The sequence below is a fragment of the Microcoleus sp. Pol12B4 genome (assembly GCF_036701385.1).
Taxonomy (GTDB): domain Bacteria; phylum Cyanobacteriota; class Cyanobacteriia; order Cyanobacteriales; family Microcoleaceae; genus Microcoleus.
Genome location: NZ_JAUBQR010000064.1, coordinates 12,462 through 29,800, shown reverse-complemented (window position 1 = coordinate 29,800; position 17,339 = coordinate 12,462). Strand labels below are relative to the sequence as shown.

General features: G+C 45.6%; 11 protein-coding genes. 9 read left to right on the top strand and 2 right to left on the bottom strand.

From position 1 onward, the window contains the following. On the top strand, window positions 1-2,811 hold a 2,811-nt coding region (locus tag QUA38_RS11480; RefSeq protein ID WP_333161837.1), incomplete at its 5' end, for an ATP-binding protein. 220 nt (window positions 2,812-3,031) lie between these two features. Then, window positions 3,032-3,448: a hypothetical protein gene (locus tag QUA38_RS11475; RefSeq protein ID WP_333068578.1), complete on the top strand. Its 417-nt coding sequence runs from the start codon at window positions 3,032-3,034 to the stop codon at window positions 3,446-3,448. Between the two features lie 50 nt (window positions 3,449-3,498). On the opposite strand, the gene QUA38_RS11470 is transcribed toward QUA38_RS11475, so the two are convergent. Together QUA38_RS11470 and QUA38_RS11465 are read right to left on the bottom strand one after the other, a co-directional pair. Then, a complete protein-coding gene (locus tag QUA38_RS11470) occupies window positions 3,499-3,924 on the bottom strand; it encodes a DCC1-like thiol-disulfide oxidoreductase family protein (RefSeq protein ID WP_333161835.1) in 426 nt (141 codons plus the stop codon). A gap of 68 nt (window positions 3,925-3,992) precedes the next feature. Beyond that, a complete protein-coding gene (locus tag QUA38_RS11465; protein ID WP_333161833.1) occupies window positions 3,993-7,061 on the bottom strand; it encodes a PAS domain S-box protein in 3,069 nt (1,022 codons plus the stop codon). Between the two features lie 629 nt (window positions 7,062-7,690). Here QUA38_RS11465 and QUA38_RS11460 point away from each other — a divergent pair. The 7 genes from QUA38_RS11460 (at window position 7,691) to QUA38_RS11430 (ending at window position 17,308) form a co-directional block, all read left to right on the top strand. Beyond that, complete coding sequence (locus tag QUA38_RS11460; RefSeq protein WP_333161831.1) at window positions 7,691-8,884, top strand: NAD(P)/FAD-dependent oxidoreductase; 1,194 nt, start codon at window positions 7,691-7,693, stop codon at window positions 8,882-8,884. Between the two features lie 178 nt (window positions 8,885-9,062). After that, window positions 9,063-10,985, top strand: a complete 1,923-nt coding sequence (locus tag QUA38_RS11455; RefSeq protein ID WP_333161829.1) for a S9 family peptidase — start codon at window positions 9,063-9,065, stop codon at window positions 10,983-10,985. A gap of 91 nt (window positions 10,986-11,076) precedes the next feature. Continuing rightward, the gene (locus QUA38_RS11450; RefSeq protein WP_333161827.1) at window positions 11,077-11,796 is read left to right on the top strand and encodes an HAD-IA family hydrolase; all 720 of its coding nucleotides are present in this window, start codon (window positions 11,077-11,079) and stop codon (window positions 11,794-11,796) included. Between the two features lie 303 nt (window positions 11,797-12,099). Continuing rightward, entirely contained in the window at window positions 12,100-12,723 is a 624-nt protein-coding gene (locus tag QUA38_RS11445) for a DUF3859 domain-containing protein (RefSeq protein ID WP_333161825.1), read from the top strand. Beyond that, window positions 12,724-14,490 (top strand): asparagine synthetase B family protein, encoded by a 1,767-nt coding sequence (locus tag QUA38_RS11440; protein WP_333161823.1) that lies wholly within the window; start codon window positions 12,724-12,726, stop codon window positions 14,488-14,490. Window positions 14,491-14,577: 87 nt separating this feature from the next. Next, window positions 14,578-15,819 (top strand): decarboxylase, encoded by a 1,242-nt coding sequence (locus QUA38_RS11435; RefSeq protein WP_333161821.1) that lies wholly within the window; start codon window positions 14,578-14,580, stop codon window positions 15,817-15,819. 175 nt (window positions 15,820-15,994) lie between these two features. Further along, on the top strand, window positions 15,995-17,308 hold the full coding sequence (locus QUA38_RS11430) for a hypothetical protein (RefSeq protein WP_333161819.1): 1,314 nt from the start codon (window positions 15,995-15,997) through the stop codon (window positions 17,306-17,308). Window positions 17,309-17,339 lie beyond the last annotated feature (31 nt).

Genomic DNA, 17,339 nt, shown 5'->3' with positions numbered 1-17,339 from the left:
CTCAATACAGGACTGGAAGTCCTGAAACTGTTAGGCATTTCTTTTCCTCAAAATCCCAAGGCGCTAAATATTGTGGCGGGACTGATTAATACAAAACTGAGCTTAGGATTGAAACGAATTGAGGATTTAGCTAACTTGCCAGAAATGACAGATCCCGACAAACAAGCAGCCATGCGGATTTTATCAGGGATTCTCAGCAGTGCTATTCAGGCAAAACCCCTACTGGTACCGCTGCTTACATTTAGCATGGTCAAGCTGTGCATTAAATATGGCAATTCGCCTTATGCAAGTATTGCCTACGTTTATTATGGCGTAATTCTGTGCAGACTAGGCGACATTAGTTTGGCATACCAATTCGGCCAACTAGCAATTAGGCTGTTAGGCAAATTTCCATCCCGTTCAATCAAAAGTAGAGTTTATGCAGTCTTTGGTTCTTTTATTCAACCATGGAAAACCGATCTTAAGTCAGGATTAGGCGATATCAAGGAAGGTTTTCAAACCGGGATGGAAACTGGAGAGTTAGAATATGCGGCTTATTCTATTAATATATATTGTACTTATAAACTGTCGATGGGAGAGCGTCTTGATCTGGTTGAACAGGAGACTGGTAAGTATGTGAAATTAATGCAGCAATCTCAACTAGAAATGGCTGTACAGTATATAAGTGTAGAGAGACAGACAGCCCTCAATTTGTGTAGCACAACTGTCGAACCATGCAATTTAGTTGGGGAGAGTTTCAATGAATTCACCACCCTCCAAATTTTAATAGAAGCTAAAAGCTTTATGGTAGTTTGTTTGGTTTACAATGCCAAAACTATGCTTAATTTTATCTTCGGAAACTACGCGCAAGCATGGGAAAATTCAAGGTTATTTGACAAATATGCAGAAGCCGCATCCGGACTTTATGTAGTTTCCGTGAATAATTTTTACTTGTCTCTCAGTCTCCTCGCTTTGTATCCCCAAGCTGACAGAGGGGAGCAAAAGCAATATCTAAAAAAAATTCTACAAAACCAAAAAAAGATGAAAAAATGGGCAGTTCAGGCTCCGATGAATTATCAACACAAATACGACTTGGTAGCAGCGGAAACAGCGCGAGTTTTGGGGCAAAATACCGAAGCAATGGAATTGTACGATCGCGCAATTGATGGAGCAGCCAAAAACGGTTACATTCAAGAGGAAGCATTAGCCTATGAATTAGCAGGAGAATTTTATCAAGCTTTGGGTAAAGAGATAGTTTCTCAAGGATATCTGACTAAAGCCTATTATGGATATATCGATTGGGGAGCCATAGCTAAAGTTAAACACTTAGAATTAACACATCCTTTCTTAGTAGCACAGACGCGCATAATTCCAACACCAACCCTCGATGTCACCCGCACTGCTACTGGAAATACTACCAGTAGTAGTTTAGGCGATTTCTTAGACTTAGCTACTTTTATTAAGTCGGCGCAAGCCATTAACGGTGAAATTGTTCTAGAAAAATTGTTGACCAAATTAATCAAAATTATTTTAGAAAATGCGGCGGCTCAAAAAGTAGTGTTCCTGCTGCTGAAAAATGATATTCTCTGCATAGAAGCTACTGGCACTTTTGCGGAGGATCAAGTGACACTTTTATCCTCTATTCCCGTAGAAAATCGTCAAGATGTTCCCCTGTCTGTGATTAATTATGTACACCGCAGTCAAAAGCATCTGGTTTTAGATAATGCGACTGTCGCCGAACCTTTTAATGTAGATACCTACATTCAGAAATATCAACCCAAATCAATTCTCTGTTTGCCTATTATTTATCAATCTCAGCGGCGCGGAATAATTTATCTCGAAAATGCTTTGACAGTAGGGGCTTTTACAGCAGAGAGAGTAGAAGTATTCAAAGTGTTAATTTCTCAAGTTGCTATTGCTGTAGAAAATGCTGGTTTGTACGCGCGCGAAAAAGAAAAATCTCAACAGTTAGAAAAATCTTTTAATGAATTACAACAGGCGCAACTGCAACTCATTCAAAGCGAAAAAATGTCGGCTCTCGGCAACTTGATTGCAGGGGTTGCTCACGAAATTAACAATCCGCTCGGTTTTATTGCGGGCAATCTTGATGCTGCTGCTGAGGCTAGCTTAGATTTGATTGATTGCTTACAACTTTACCAAGAAAAATTTCCTAATCCTGGAGATGAGTTAGAGGATAAAGCATCGGAGATTGATTTAGAATATTTGATCGAAGATTTGCCGAAAATGCTTTTATCTATGAAATCAGGTACAGAGCGAATCCGCAATATTAGCAAGTCTTTGCGGACTTTTTCCCGCGCTGACAGTGCGAATAAAGTGTCAGCAAATATTCATGAGGGCATCGACAGCACTTTGATGATTTTACAGTATCGTCTGAAAGCTACAGATACTCGCCCCGCGATTAAAATTATCAAAGAATACGGAGATATCCCGCCAGTTAAATGTTATTTTGGGCAACTAAATCAGGTATTTATGAATTTGCTGGCAAATGCGATCGAGTGTTTTGACGAATTCAATCAGGGTCGTACTTACGCGGAAATTGAAGCTTTACCGAATACGATCGCCATTATCACTCAACTCTCGGAGGATAACAACAGCGTGGTGATTACAATCAAAGATAACGGTCAAGGGATGTCATCGGAGATCAAGTCGAAAATATTTGACCATTTATTTACTACCAAAGGAGTAGGGAAAGGTACGGGTTTGGGGTTGTCTATCAGCAGGCAAATTGTGGAAGAAACCCACGGCGGTAAACTCACTTGCGAATCGGTGCTGGGAGAAGGTTCAGAATTTGCGATCGCCCTGCCGCTTTGATAAAATTTATTCACCACGCTTACGCAATCAGTCATTGCCAACTGTTTAATCTCACATCTCAAATCTCAAATGGTATGACTTGTGCTTAACATACACTTGGAAATTTGTCAATTCCTAAATATCTATCAAATAGTCCACAGTTCACTGTTTAAAGCAGGCAGTATGCAGTTACATTGTTAGCTAAATCATGTAATAACTGTATTTGATAGGAGTTTTTCGAGTGAACGCTGCCGAACAAGCCAAAAATATAGAAGTTGCCAGCAAAATTGCTGCGGTTGTTAATTTATTCAAGTCCGAATTCCCGGATGCAAAAGTCGATTTGAAACCTTGGATGAATGACCAGGATACCAGAGAACTTGTAGATCCAGATTCGATCGACATTGGCTTCCATTTTCCCGGTAGAAGTCGCTTGTTGCAAAGCCGCAGCATTTTGATTCAAATCCGATTTTACCAAGATCCGGTGGAAGGATATCGGCGGGCGATCGGAGTTGAGGCAGCCGGTTACGATCATAGCGGTCAGCAGTGGCACTTTTCCACCGTGGAAAATTGGAATTTTCTCGGCCAAACCGAACCTGCGGTGGAGTCGGCGCAAAAACTCAAAGACTTTTGCCAGCAGATATTCGATTTGTTTAATTAATCTTTTTGAGGACTTCAGTTTTCACTGCGAACCTGTTTGTAGTAAGGACTTTAGTCCTTGCTATTATCGCAATTGTCGATCGATCTACAGCCAACCGGATAAACAGATTTGTAAGTAGTCGATCGCTTGCCAAACAAAGTATAGCGGTTATCGCGGACTTGTTCGTAGACGCGATCGCCCATCCACTTCATCCCCGGCATTGCCCGATAAGCAGCCACAAACACCTCACCAGCAGGCAATATCCGTCCGATTTCCTCCGCCGCATCGCTGCCCTGCCAGCGACGTTCTGGATTCTCTGCATCTATCAAAATCATCCCCATTTCGCAGTCACCAGAAGTTATTCCAAAGCGCTCTAATTCCTCTAGATCTTGCATGGAAATATACTCAAAATTCTGGCCTTTATCTAAATTTTCTAGTAACTGCACCAAGGTAACGCAGAGATTGCAATTGCCGTCGTAAATTACGCTATATTTCATGGTTATGGGGAATTAGGAATTAGGAATTGGACATTGGGCATTGGACATTGGGCATTGGTAGTAAATAACTACTGACTATTGCCCACAGGAATCTCGATCGCAAATTCCGTGCCTTGACCCGGGGCAGAATCGCACTTAAGCAGCCCGCCGTGCTTTTCTACCACAATTTGATAGCTGATAGACAGCCCCAAACCAGTACCTTTACCAGGTTCTTTCGTAGTAAAAAACGGATCGAACAGCCTTTTGTGAACATCTATCGGAATCCCCGGCCCGTTGTCTGCAATCCGAATCACAATATGAGAAGGATGCCGCATTGAATCATCAGCAACAGCAGAATCTGCTTGCATCAAAGCATCCTGTTCATATTTTACATCCGTACAAATCCGCAGCGTCGGCGAAGGACAATAAGGAATAGGCGCCAGTTGTCCCTCTGCCCACTGTCCAGTCTCCATTGCCTCTTCCAAAGCATCAATTGCATTGCCAATAATATTCATAAAAACCTGATTCAACTGTCCTGCATAACACTGTACGCGGGGCAAATTCCCGAACTCTTTGAGCAGCACAATTTTAGGACGCCCTGCCGTTTCTTTCAACCTGTGCTGCAAAATCAACAAAGTGCTTTCAATCCCTTCGTGAATATCCACCTGCTTTTGTTCGGCTTCATCTAATCGCGAAAAATTCTTTAATGACAGCACAATTTGGCGAATTCGCTCGGCTCCCATTTTCATCGAATTTAACAGGTTAGGCAAATCTTTGAGCAGAAAATTTAAATCTACATCATCTATCTCTTGTTGAATTGCCGGTGTTGGGTTCGGGTATTCCTGCTGGTAAAGTTGCAGCATTTTTAGCAAGTCTTTAAAGTAATCGTCAGCGTGCATGACGTTGCCGTAAATAAAGCTAACTGGATTGTTGATTTCGTGAGCAACGCCAGCGACTAATTGCCCCAAACTTACCATTTTTTCATTTTGAACCATCATGCTTTGAGTTTTATGCACTTCCCGCAGGGCTTTGGCCAGTTCTTGATTCTTACTCCTCAATTGACTTTCGGAAAGCTGCACCGCTTCTTCGGCCTGTTTGCGATTGGTAATATCTTTGCGAATTGCTACATATTGATGGGGTTCTCCGCTGGTATTTAAGCAAGGTACAATCGTAGTATCCAACCAGAATAATGTACCGTCTTTAGCTTTATTTTTCATTTCTCCCCGCCAAACCTTTCCCTGACGGATGGTTGACCAAAGTTTCTTGAAAAAATCTGCTGGGTGATAGCCAGAATTGACAAGTCTGTGAGTTTTGCCAATCAGTTCTTCTCGGGAATATTTAAATTGTTCGCAAAATTGATCGTTGACATAGGTAATTGCTCCGAATTCGTCGGTATTCGAGACAATTGCCGATTGATCCAAAGCAAATTTTTCAAATTCCAACTCTTTGAGAGTTTGGCGCAATTCTGCTTCTGCTTGTTTGCGATCGCTAATATCGGTAATCATCCGCAATACCCCGGAAAATTGGCCCTCAGCGTCGAACATCGGCGTCGCCGAGACGATCGCCCACAAGTGAGATCCGTCTTTGCGAGTAAACTTAAAATCGTGTCGTTCGCGAATGCCTTGCCGCCTGCGCTGCACGTAACTTTCTGCTATTTTCCTAGACTCGCAGTCTATAAACTCAAATAGCGATCGCCCCTGCATTTCCTCTACAGTATACCCCAGCATTTCGGCCATCCGAGAGTTAGCAAAAGTCGTGATGCTTTCGCGATCAAACATCCAAACACCCTCCGAAGCCGTCTCGACAATGCAGCGATAATAACTCTCGCTTTCCCTGACTGTTGCCTCTGCTTGCTTACGATCGGTAATATCAGTTTGCACCGCAATAAAACCTTCGAGTTCACCATTTTCTTCATAAATTGGGGCGATCGAAAGCGCCACCCAATAACCCTTTCCATCCTTTTTGTAATTGTAGATTTCCTGATTAAACGGCACACCTGCAGCCAAAGCCGATCGCAGTTGAGCAATAGTTAGCGGGTCTGTTTGAGAGCCTTGCAGTACATCACCCGGTTTTTTTCCCTGCATTTCTGCCAGCACATAACCACTAATCCGAGTAAATCCTTCATTTACCCATTCAATGCAGCCTTGAGCATCAGTAATGATCACACCATTTTGCGTTTTTTGAGCCACAATAGCCAAGCGCGACAATTCGGTTTCATTTTTTTTTCTTTCCGTAATATCTTCAGCAATACCCAGAATGTACTTAGGCGCGCCCGAATCGTCAAACAAAGGAACTTTTTTCGTGTGCAAAATCCGCTTTCCCCGGTGGGGAAGTTGGATAGTTTCTTCTGGCAAATCGACACCTTTTCTCGTTGCTAGCACTTCTAAATCTTGTGCTTGCAAGTAATTTGCCTCCTCTGAGGTCAACAAGTCAGCAGCATTGTTTAAGAGCACTTCATCCCTGGAATAGCCAAACAATTCTTCGCTAGCAGTATTCCAATAAATAAATTTTTGCTCGACAGCATCTTTAATAAAGACGCTAATCGGCAGATTTTGCAATACCGCATTCAGAAACTCTTGAGTGTTTCGCAGATTTTCCTCAGCTCGCTTTCGTTCAGTAATATCCAAAATTACTCCGTCGAGATAGACAACCCGACACAGAGAACTTGTGCTCGGCGAAAGCGGCGGAACCACAGCCGACAAAAAGCCCTCAATTTCCCCTTGTCTCTCTTGTCTTCCTCTACCCTCCTCGGCCTCACAAACAGCTTGACCTTTTTCGTAAACCCAGCTAATTTCGCCGTCAGCCCGGACAATGCGGTATTCAAGGATGTACGGAGTTCTAGTTGCTACACTTTTTTTGACAGTAGCATCCACATTTTTGCGGTCTTGAGGATGGATAATGCTTGCCAAGGAACGGACGCGATCGTTGATAAAATCAGAAGAGGGATAGCCTGATATTTCTTGAACAGCCTCGCTCAAAAACGCCATTGTCCGTGTTAATTCTCCGTCGTCCATATACTCGCAGGTACAGCGGTAGACAGCACCGGGAATATTAGCTACTAAATTTTTATATCGTTCTTCGCTTTTTAACAAAGATGAGACGTCTTCGTTATTATGATCGCCGTTCTTAAATTTAGAAGAATTGGAAGAAATTTGCATGGTTTTTTTTTCACTTGTGAGTGCGGGGGCAAGTGGTAGAGTAGATGACCCTATAAAAAGTGAATTTAATGTGCGAAATAATTCGTTATAAACTAATATAGTACAAAATTAGTTCTGCGAACATTCAGAAAATTTGAGGGCGGGTAATAGGTAAACCTAATCAAGGCTAGAGATGTAGAAAACTGTTCGGAAACCTATTGTCTAACGGATTCAACGCATTTCAGTGAGATGTTGCACCATTCTCGCTTAAAAGGCCCGACGGCCTGTTCCACAAAGAATGAATTTCTTATGGGGAGTAGGGGTTGGGCAGGAGATCCCTCCCCTAAAATCCTTATATTCCTAGACGCAGCTACTACGATTTTCTGTCATTGCAAACGTAGTTAAGCAATCTCAAACCTTTGATTTAAGGCCCTTGAGTGCGTAAGTCCTGCCTTATTGAGAATGGTCCAAGATGTGAGTTTAACGGATTTAACCGATGGATGTTGAGGTTCGAGGGAAAGAGGGAAGATTTTCCCACTTTCCGACTGTCCAACTCCCCCACTCCCGCACTCTCCCCCTTCCCCACTCCCTCACTCTCGTTAGAATAAGATAAGTTTCCTTGCTACCGTGAGCCCCTCAAACAAAACATCATGACTCAACAACAACCCCGGATTTGCATTCTCGGCGGAGGCTTCGGCGGACTCTACACAGCCCTGCGCTTGAGTCAGTTACCCTTCTCCAAAACCGAAAAACCCGAAATAGTCCTAGTTGACCGTCGCGATCGATTTTTGTTCGTTCCCCTGCTGTACGAACTGCTGACCGACGAACTCCAAACCTGGGAAATTGCCCCACCGTTTGCCGAACTCTTGCAGAACACAGGTGTGCGCTTTTGTCAGGGTACTGTCTCCGGCATCGATGTGGAGGAAAAACGAGTGCAGTTGCACGACGGGCCAGAAATTCCGTGCGATCGCCTTGTGTTAGCTTTAGGCGGCGAAACTCCCCTAGATATGGTCAAAGGTGCCGTTGAATACGCTTACTCATTTCGCACCCTCGACGACGCCTACCGCTTAGAAGAAAGACTGCGGTTTTTAGAAGCCAGCAACACCGACAAAATTCGGGTTGCGATCGTCGGCGCCGGTTATTCGGGAGTAGAATTAGCTTGTAAATTAGCCGATCGACTCGGAGACAAAGGTCGCGTGCGGTTAGTCGAGCAAAGCGACATGATTCTGCGGACATCACCGGAGTTTAACCGCGAAGCAGCCAGCCAAGCTTTAGAAAAACGGAAAGTGTGGCTCGACTTAGAAACAGAAGTAGAGGCGATCGAAGCGGACACAATATCCTTACTTTACAAAGGACAATTAGATGTTCTGCCCGTAGACATAGTGCTGTGGACAGTAGGAACTCAAGTTAGTCAAGCCGTGCGATCGCTACCCCTCAAACAAAACCGCCGCGGTCAATTAATAGTCAATTCGCAAATGCAAATTATCGACCATCCAGATATATTTGCCTTGGGAGACTTAGCAGAATGTCACGATGCAACTAATCAAAAAGTCCCCGGAACAGCCCAAACAGCCTTCCAGCAAGCTGACTACACCGCATGGAACATTTGGGCTTCCCTCACCGGCCGCCCATTACTTCCTTTCCGCTATCAGCCGCTCGGAGAAATGATGACATTAGGAATTGACAACGCCACCCTCGCTGGTTTAGGAATTAAACTCGACGGACAACTAGCCCACATTGCTCGCCGCTTAGCTTATCTATATCGGATGCCAACATTTGATCATCAGCTAAAAGTTGGTTTTAATTGGATTAGTAAACCGATTCAGGATTTGCTTAAAAGTTAGTTGATTGTAGACTGTTAACTGTTGAAAGTTGACGGTTGATTATTGATTGTAGGACTTATGAGGGCGGTTCCCAAACCGGGTTTTTCACGAAAATACTTCACTACTACGCGCATATTTGGTAAAAACCTGGTTTTTTCTGTCGGAGTGTAGATTCAGAGAATATTAGGCACGAGAAAAAATGCAAAATTCCACATTTCAACAGCCAAAACCTGAAATTCCACCGTTGATAGAGCGGGACATTATGTTCGGAAATCCTGAAAGAACCCGCCCCCAACTTTCACCCGACGGCAAGTATCTCGCCTACATTGCACCAGATGAACACAACGTTTTGCAAGTGCAACTGCGTACCGTCGGTCAAGCAGACGATCGCCAACTGACAGCAGATAAAAAACGAGGCATTCGCATCTTTTACTGGACTTACAGCGGCGAAGAACTCATTTATCAGCAAGATATTGATGGTGATGAAAAATGGCATTTATTCTCAGTCAATATCCAGTCAAACCTGGTTCGCGACTTGACACCATTTCAAGGTGTTCGATCTCATCCGATCGCCCTTGACCGCAACTTCCCTAATGAAATTTTAGTGGAAATGAACATCCGCGATCGCCGCAAACACGATGTTTACCGCATCAACCTCCAAAACGGTGCCGTTGAACTCGACACCGACAACCCTGGTAACATCATGGGTTGGACTTGGATTGCTGACGCCCAATTTCAAGTGCGGGCGGCGACAGCCACAAATGCCGACGGCAGTACAGAATTGCTATTTCGAGAAACTGCCGATAAGTCTTGGGAAAGCTTGCGACGCTGGGATCCCGACGACGAAGGGGGTGCCGTCATATTCTCAGAAAACGGCAAAATTCTTTACATCATCGGCAATCACGATGCTAACGCCAAACGTTTGATCGCACTCGACTTGGAAACCAAACAAGAAACTGATATCGCCTCTGATCCAGAATACGATGTCGGCGATATTTTGATACACCCGACCAACCGAGAGATTCAAGCAGTTTCCTTCTACAAGGACAAGCAAGAGTGGCAGATTTTAGACCAAAGCATAGCAGAGGATTTTGAGAATCTCGGCAAATTTCGCCCCGGCGAATTCTCCATCACCAGCCGCAACCTCGCCGATACCACTTGGCTAATCGCTTACAGGACAGACGACAGCCCAGTTTACTACTATACCTACGATCGCACTTCCAAAGCTTTCACCTTCCTGTTTAGCAATCAACCTAAACTGGAAGGGCTACAACTATCATCAATGGAACCCATTTCTTACACCGCAAGAGATGGTTTAACGATTCACGCCTACCTGACAAAACCGGTTGGTGTCTCAACGCCCGTACCGACAGTCTTGCTAGTACACGGCGGCCCCTGGGCACGCGATACCTGGGGTTACAATCCACAAGCCCAATGGCTGGCAAACCGAGGTTACGCCGTTTTGCAAATCAATTTTCGCGGTTCCACCGGTTACGGCAAAGCCTTTCTCAATGCCGGGAATCGCGAATGGGCAGCTAAAATGCACGACGACTTGCTAGATGGCGTAAATTGGCTGGTAGAAACAGGAATTGCCCAACAGGATAAAATTGCGATTATGGGCGGTTCCTACGGTGGTTATGCTGCCTTAGTGGGATTGACTTTTAGTCCCGATGTTTTTGCCTGCGCCGTCGATATTGTCGGGCCAAGCAATTTGATTACGCTGCTGCAAACTATTCCCCCTTACTGGGAACCGAGAAAAGCAAGTCTGTATCACCGCGTGGGCAATTTGGAAACAGAACCAGAATTTTTGAAATCGATCTCGCCTTTATCTTTTGTCGATCGCATTCAGAAACCTTTACTCATCGCCCAAGGCGCTAACGACCCGCGAGTTAAACTAGCAGAAAGCGAGCAGATTGTCAATGCCATGAAGCAAGCCGGCAAACCTGTAGAATACGTGCTTTATACAGACGAAGGACACGGATTTGCGCGGCCGGAAAATCGGTTGCACTTTTTTGCGATCGCCGAAGAATTCCTAGCCAAATATTTAGGAGGCAGATTTGAACCTGCGGGCAACATTGCCAATCATTCTGGTGTGGTGAATCCGCAAACAACTCACAACTGAAAAAGTTTGTAGTGAGGACTGAAGTCCTCAAACCTAAAATCCTAGGCAATCAAGACTGAAGTCCTTACTACAAACAAATAACAAATAACAAATGACCAAAGTAATTTTTTTAGACGCCGCCGGTACACTATTTGATGTTCGCGGTAGCGTCGGCGAGGTATACGGACAAATAGCCCAGAGGTTTGGAGTAACAGTTAAGGGTGAAGAGTTAAATGCAGCATTTTCCCAAAGCTTCGCCTCAGCAAGTCCGATGGCATTTCCAGGGATAGAAGCGGCAAAAATTCCCCAATTAGAATTTGAGTGGTGGCAAACAGTTTCCGCAAAAGCATTCCAAATAGCAGGCATTTTCCACGAGTTTTCAGACTTTGCCAAATTCTTTGTCGAACTATACGCTCATTTTGCCACCGCCGAACCTTGGTTCGTCTATCCAGACGTATTCCCAGCATTAAATAAGTGGCAACAACAAGGAATTGAATTAGCAGTAGTCTCGAATTTCGATTACCGAATTTATCCAGTATTAAAAGCACTAAATTTAGCCGAATATTTCACATCAGTGACAATTTCTACCGAGGTTGGTGCAGCAAAACCAGACTCTAAAATTTTTACTGTTGCTTTGCAAAAGCACAACTGCACTGCCGAGAATGTGTTGCATATCGGCGACAGCTTCAAAGCAGATTATTGTGGTGCTAAAAATGCGGGATTAAACGCAATTTGGTTGAATCGCCAACAGGAAAAAATAGATTCAGGAAAGTTGAATTTAAATGATTCCCAAAAAAAAGTAGAAGAGTTTTCTAGTCTGGATTTTATATAAGTCAGTCCGGGACGCACTCCGACAAAGAAACCGGGCTTTTTACCTAATCTGCGGGTTGCAACGTGTCTTTTCGTAAAAAAAACCGGTTTCGCATGAGGACTCATGCGTCCAGGACTATAAATATGAATTTTATGAGGTTAAGGTTATGATTTTTATGAATTGACTTAGAGAGCTGTTCATTGAATAATATGAGTAATTTAACCGCAGAGAGCGCAGAGGGCGCTGAGTTCGAGGAGAGAGAGGCGATCGCTATATTTAACTTTCTAGTGGGAAAGAACATTACAGATACTAATCGTGAACTTTATGGAACCTCGACTCACTCAAACTCAGTTAGCACAGGTGATCGCTGAAATCGACAAGTTATCGCAGCAGCGCGAGTTAGAATTGGAGCCCGATCAGGTAAGAGAAATTTTACGGGAGTTGCATCTGCCTGATGAGCTTTTAGAAGATGCGATCGCCCAAATGCGCCGTCGCGAAGTCCTAGAAAAACAGCAGCGACGGAATCGCTGGATCGCGATCGCCTCGACAGTTGTTGTCATTTCTGCGATCGGTATAGACGTGCTGTTCGGGCAAAATCAGCAGCAGCAAACTGCTCAAATTGTCGCAGGAGAGGATCGAATTGCCCTATCTCAAAAGGGCGGTGACAGCCTTACTCAAGTCAACCGTCAAATCAACCCCCGCATCTACTACCAGGTGACGTTGCAAAATGCTCCGATCGGTCGTGAGTTGTCTTTACAATGCGACTGGATTAATTCTAGCGGTCAAACTGTGCATCAGGGCAGGTATCAAACTCGCACGATCAATACTGCGGTTTGGAATACCCACTGCTTTTACGATCTCGGATCTGCTGCAGCCCCAGGCAAATGGGAAGTTCGGATGTCCCTGGATGGGCGCGTGATCAGCAGTGAACATTTCACGGTGAAATAGATGGGTGCGATCGGCAAACCTTCACATTTTATCGGCTATTGGGGACTGGACGATTGCACAAAAACGCTCAGCCGTTTAGTCCCAGATTACTGCATTCGGCAGGGCAAATTATCAGAGTGGGCGATCGCCTCTGCATCTGTACTTACGGCTGACACAGTGACGCTGAATGCTTGCGGGCGATTTGGGCCAACCGATTTACCGGGAGATGCTTGGGCGGCGGTAGAAGCGAAACAGCTACGGCTGGGGCGAGATCCGTTTGGGCGAGTGTCGCTTTACTGGATGCAGTTGGGAGAAACGATTTGGTTTTCGACGCAAATGCAATTGCTGCTACCGCTGATTGCTTCCCCTCAAATTAGCCGGATCGCCCTACACAGCTATGCTTGTTTTTCCTACGTGCCCACGCCGTTAACGCCGATCGAGCAAATTGCATCCGTAGCAGCCGGAAGCGAGATGATTTGGGAAATCGCCGATGTTAACGATCTGCCGAAAGTACGCGCGGCGAAGCTATGCCGTAGGGAATCGCTGCCATCGGCTTGGCAAGAAGCGCCCCAACTACTGCGCCGTGAGGATGAGGCGATCGCACAATTGCAAGGGCTGTTGCAACAGGCGATCGATCGACAAGTAGCCGATTTGCCAATCGACGAACCCGTAGGCGTTTTACTCTCCGGTGGCATCGATTCTTCCCTGGTGACGGCGCTGCTAGTGAAAGCAGGCTTGCAAGTGCGCGCCTATGCCCTCGATTTTGGTGTCGAAGCCTATTCCGAACTGCCCTACGCCCAACAGGTGGCGGACTTTTTCCAAATTCCGCTGATCCGAGTGGCGGCGACGGGCGATGCAGTGTTGCGGGCGATCGGGCCAACCGCCAAAGCCCTCGATTTACCCTATGGAGATGGCACAACAGCCCCGCTGTTTTTGCTCAAACAAGCAGCGGCGCAAGACGTGCGAGTTGTATTCAATGGCGAGAATGGCGATCAGCTATTTGCCGGATGGACAAACAAACCTTTGATTGCCAACGGAGTTTACAGTGCAGAACATCCTGCCGGAAAAGAAACCTTTGAAAAGCATTATTTGCGGACATTTCAGCGATTTTATGGTTATGAAAAACAGATTTTTTCGCCAGAAATGCTCGATCGCATCCAGTCTCACGATTTGAGCGTTTACCTGCAAGACGCGATCGATCCCGAAACCTGTCCTTCCCTCCTAGCGAGGCTGCGGCGCGCTTCGCTGATGCTCAAAGGTGCCCAAAATATTCAGCCGAGGGCAACCGCATTGGCGTTTGCTTGCGGTTTGTGGGTGCGATCGCCCTTCTGCGACCCCGACCTCACAGCATGGACGTTTCAACTGCCAGGAGAGCTGCTACTGCAAGGTGCGTGCGAAAAATACATCCTCAAAAAAGCCTCCGAACGCTGGCTGCCGCCGGAAATTATCTGGCGGGAAAAGCGCGGGATGGGTGTGCCCTTGAAGGTTTGGTATTACCGGGAGTTTTGGGCTGCAATCGGCGATCGGCTGAATCCGAATCTGTTGCGATCGCAAAATTGCTGGCAGCCCCATTTGGCCGACTCGATGTTATCGGGACAACTCGGAGTTGCAATGCGCGATCGCTATATTGGCAATAATCTCTGGCTGCTGCTGATGTGGCAGGCATGGCGAACTGAGGTTTTAGGCGAAATTCCGGTTAAGCGATCGCTGGATCATGTGTTTTGGTTGCCACCGGCGATCGGGCAGCGCATTTGGAAATATCGCAGGAAGTTGACTGTTGACTGTTGACTGTTGACTGTTGACTGTTGACTACTATTCACTCGATTTTACAATCTTCCTTCTTCCTTCTTTCTTCTTCCTTCTTCCTTCTTCTATATGACTGAATCTTTGCTACAGAATGAAACCAAAACACATTCGCCGCCGTTCTCGGAAGCATTAGCCAAGAGACTTTTGTCAACTTATGGTTCGCCCTTGTATGTGTATCAGGCTGATATCCTCCGTCAGACTCTTGAGCATATTACGCGATCGATCAACTATCAGCACGTTCAGTTTCATTTTGCTAGCGTCACCAACGGCAATATTGCTCTGTTGCAATTGATTCAGCAGGCTGGTTGGGGGCTACACGCGAATACACCGGGGGATGTTTTTTTGGGACTGAAAGCGGGTTTTACGAGCGATCGCATTGTCTACACCGGCAGTAACCTCAACAGGGCGGATATTGAGCAATTGATCGAGTGGAAGATTGATCGATTTAACTTCGATAGTCTGTCGCAACTCGAAGATTTTTGCGAATATTCCGGGAGTCAACCGCGATCGATCCGTGCCGAAATTGGACTGCGCCTCAACTCACCGGAATTGACGGGAGACAGTCGGATTGGAGTACGTGCCGCCGAATTTGAGAAAGCTAACAAAATCGCGCAGCAGCAGGGGTTGAGGATTACCGGATTGCATTTTTATCGGGGGACTGGAACTAACGCCACGAGTGCTTTTACGCAGGCGATTGATCGGCTAATTGCGATCGCCCAACTGTTGCCCGATTGGAAAACCCTCGATTTTGGCGGTGGTTTTGGCTATCCCTATCGAGGCGGTGCGGTGTTTGACTGGCGTGAGTTTGGTGCGGCGATTACTGAACGATTGAGTGCGCTATCTCGCCCGATCGAGTTGGTGATTGAACCGGGACGATCGGCGATCGCAGGTTGTGGCGTTTTGCTTGCGAAAGTTGTGTCGGTGAAGTGGTTGGGCGATGGCGTCCCGCCCCGCAAGCTACGGCAAATTGTCGGCGTGGATACGACTGTATCAAATCTATCGGTGCCTGCGGTGCACGGGGGCTATCGGGCGATCGCAACTTGGGAAACCGACGATGTATCGCGACATGAAACGGATATTTGCGGCAACACGACTTATTCGCGGGATTATTTGGGGCGCAACTGTTGGCTACCGAAACTCAAAATTGGAGATGCGATCGCGATTTTGGATAGCGGGGCTTACGGCTATGCGATGTCATCACATTTTCTGCACCGCCCCCGCCCTGCTGAAGTGTTGATTGATGCTAAGGGCGATCGATTAATTCGACAGCGAGAAGACTATTCTATCTTGTTAAACGGGCAAATATTTTAATAGGGCATTGGGGCATTGGGCATTGGGCATTAGGCATAGTTTCTTCCTTCTTCCTTCTACTTATTATCTCTCTTCTCTTCCTCTGCGTCCTCTGTGGCCTCTGCGGTTAAATCATTCCGAAACAACCGCCAACGATATAAATCAATTAAATCAATCAGGAGTAACCGAAATGGGAATGAAATGCGTCCAGTGTAATACCGACAACATTTTGAGCGATCGTACCAGGAACTCAGGTCGCTGCAAACAGTGCAACCATCCGTTTGTGTTTGAACCAACCGCTGTCACAGATCAAAGATTAGCATTTACCGATCCGTTTTTCAAAAATGCGATCGAAAAGATTTCCAGCCAAAATATGTTGTTTTTTACGCACAAACAGTTTTTGTATTTTATTGACCAAAAGCTTAAATCTCGCGCCCCAGAAACCAGTTGGATTTTTATCTACTTCTTTTTTAGCGTATTTGCGGGCATCTTCGGTCTTCACTTCGCTCTTGCTCTTTTTCCCTCACAATTCGCAGTTGTTATTCCCTTCGCTCTTTACAATTTGATTTGGATATGGCTCTTGTTCAACTACAGCAAATCTCCTGCTCAAGGTATTCGCGGCAGAAGAAATTATGCTAAAAACCTCCAGATTTTAGGGGGAATTATTTTAGTTATGGGCATTTCAGGAAGCCTAATATTTGATTATTCTTCAGGATACATCGTAGCGATTACACTAGGGCTATTTTCCTACTGGCTCGGCATTTCACAAAAAAATCGCCCACAGATAACGGGTGAAATATTTCTCGTTAATCAAGCGCAGAGCGATAAATGGCTGCGAGACTGGCAAACAGTAAACGGTACATTAGAAAAACTTCTCCCTGCTGCTCGTCAAGAGGCTTTGCCCGCCACCATCGATCGCGAAGTCAGTGCATACAGCTTCGATCGCGCAATTATCTGTGACAGTGACGAAATAGCTCAATTCCTCATTGCTAACAATGTCCATTTTGAAAACAACTGCGCCATTCTTAGTATTAGTGGCTATCCCCACAGCATCTTCAGTACCGTAATCGAAATGCTGCGCCGTAATGCCGATTTAAAAGTCTATGCACTCCACAATGCGAGCCCTGCTGGAGTTGGCTTGGTAAATCAACTGCGAACTAATCCAAACTGGTTTGCGAATCAACAGGTGACAATTTTTGATTTAGGCATTTCTCCCCGTCAAATCTTAGCAACCCGCGATATGTTTGTGCAGCAATCTCAAACAATGGCACAAACCGCCCGTCAATTACCCGACGCTGTAAGGCAAGGTTTAACAGCAGAAGAACTAGCATGGCTGGATGCAGGCAATTTTGTGGAATTGGAATCGTTTACGCCGCAGCGGTTGTTGCGTGTGGTTAATTATGGACTTGCTCAGAGTGGCGATCCGCAGACCAATGACTGCTTAATATTAGTGGATAATGCTGTCGGGTATGGTGGTGGGTATGTGTTTGTCTCCGATAGTTTTGGTTAGAGCGTGTTTTCAAACTTTGTAATCAGATAAG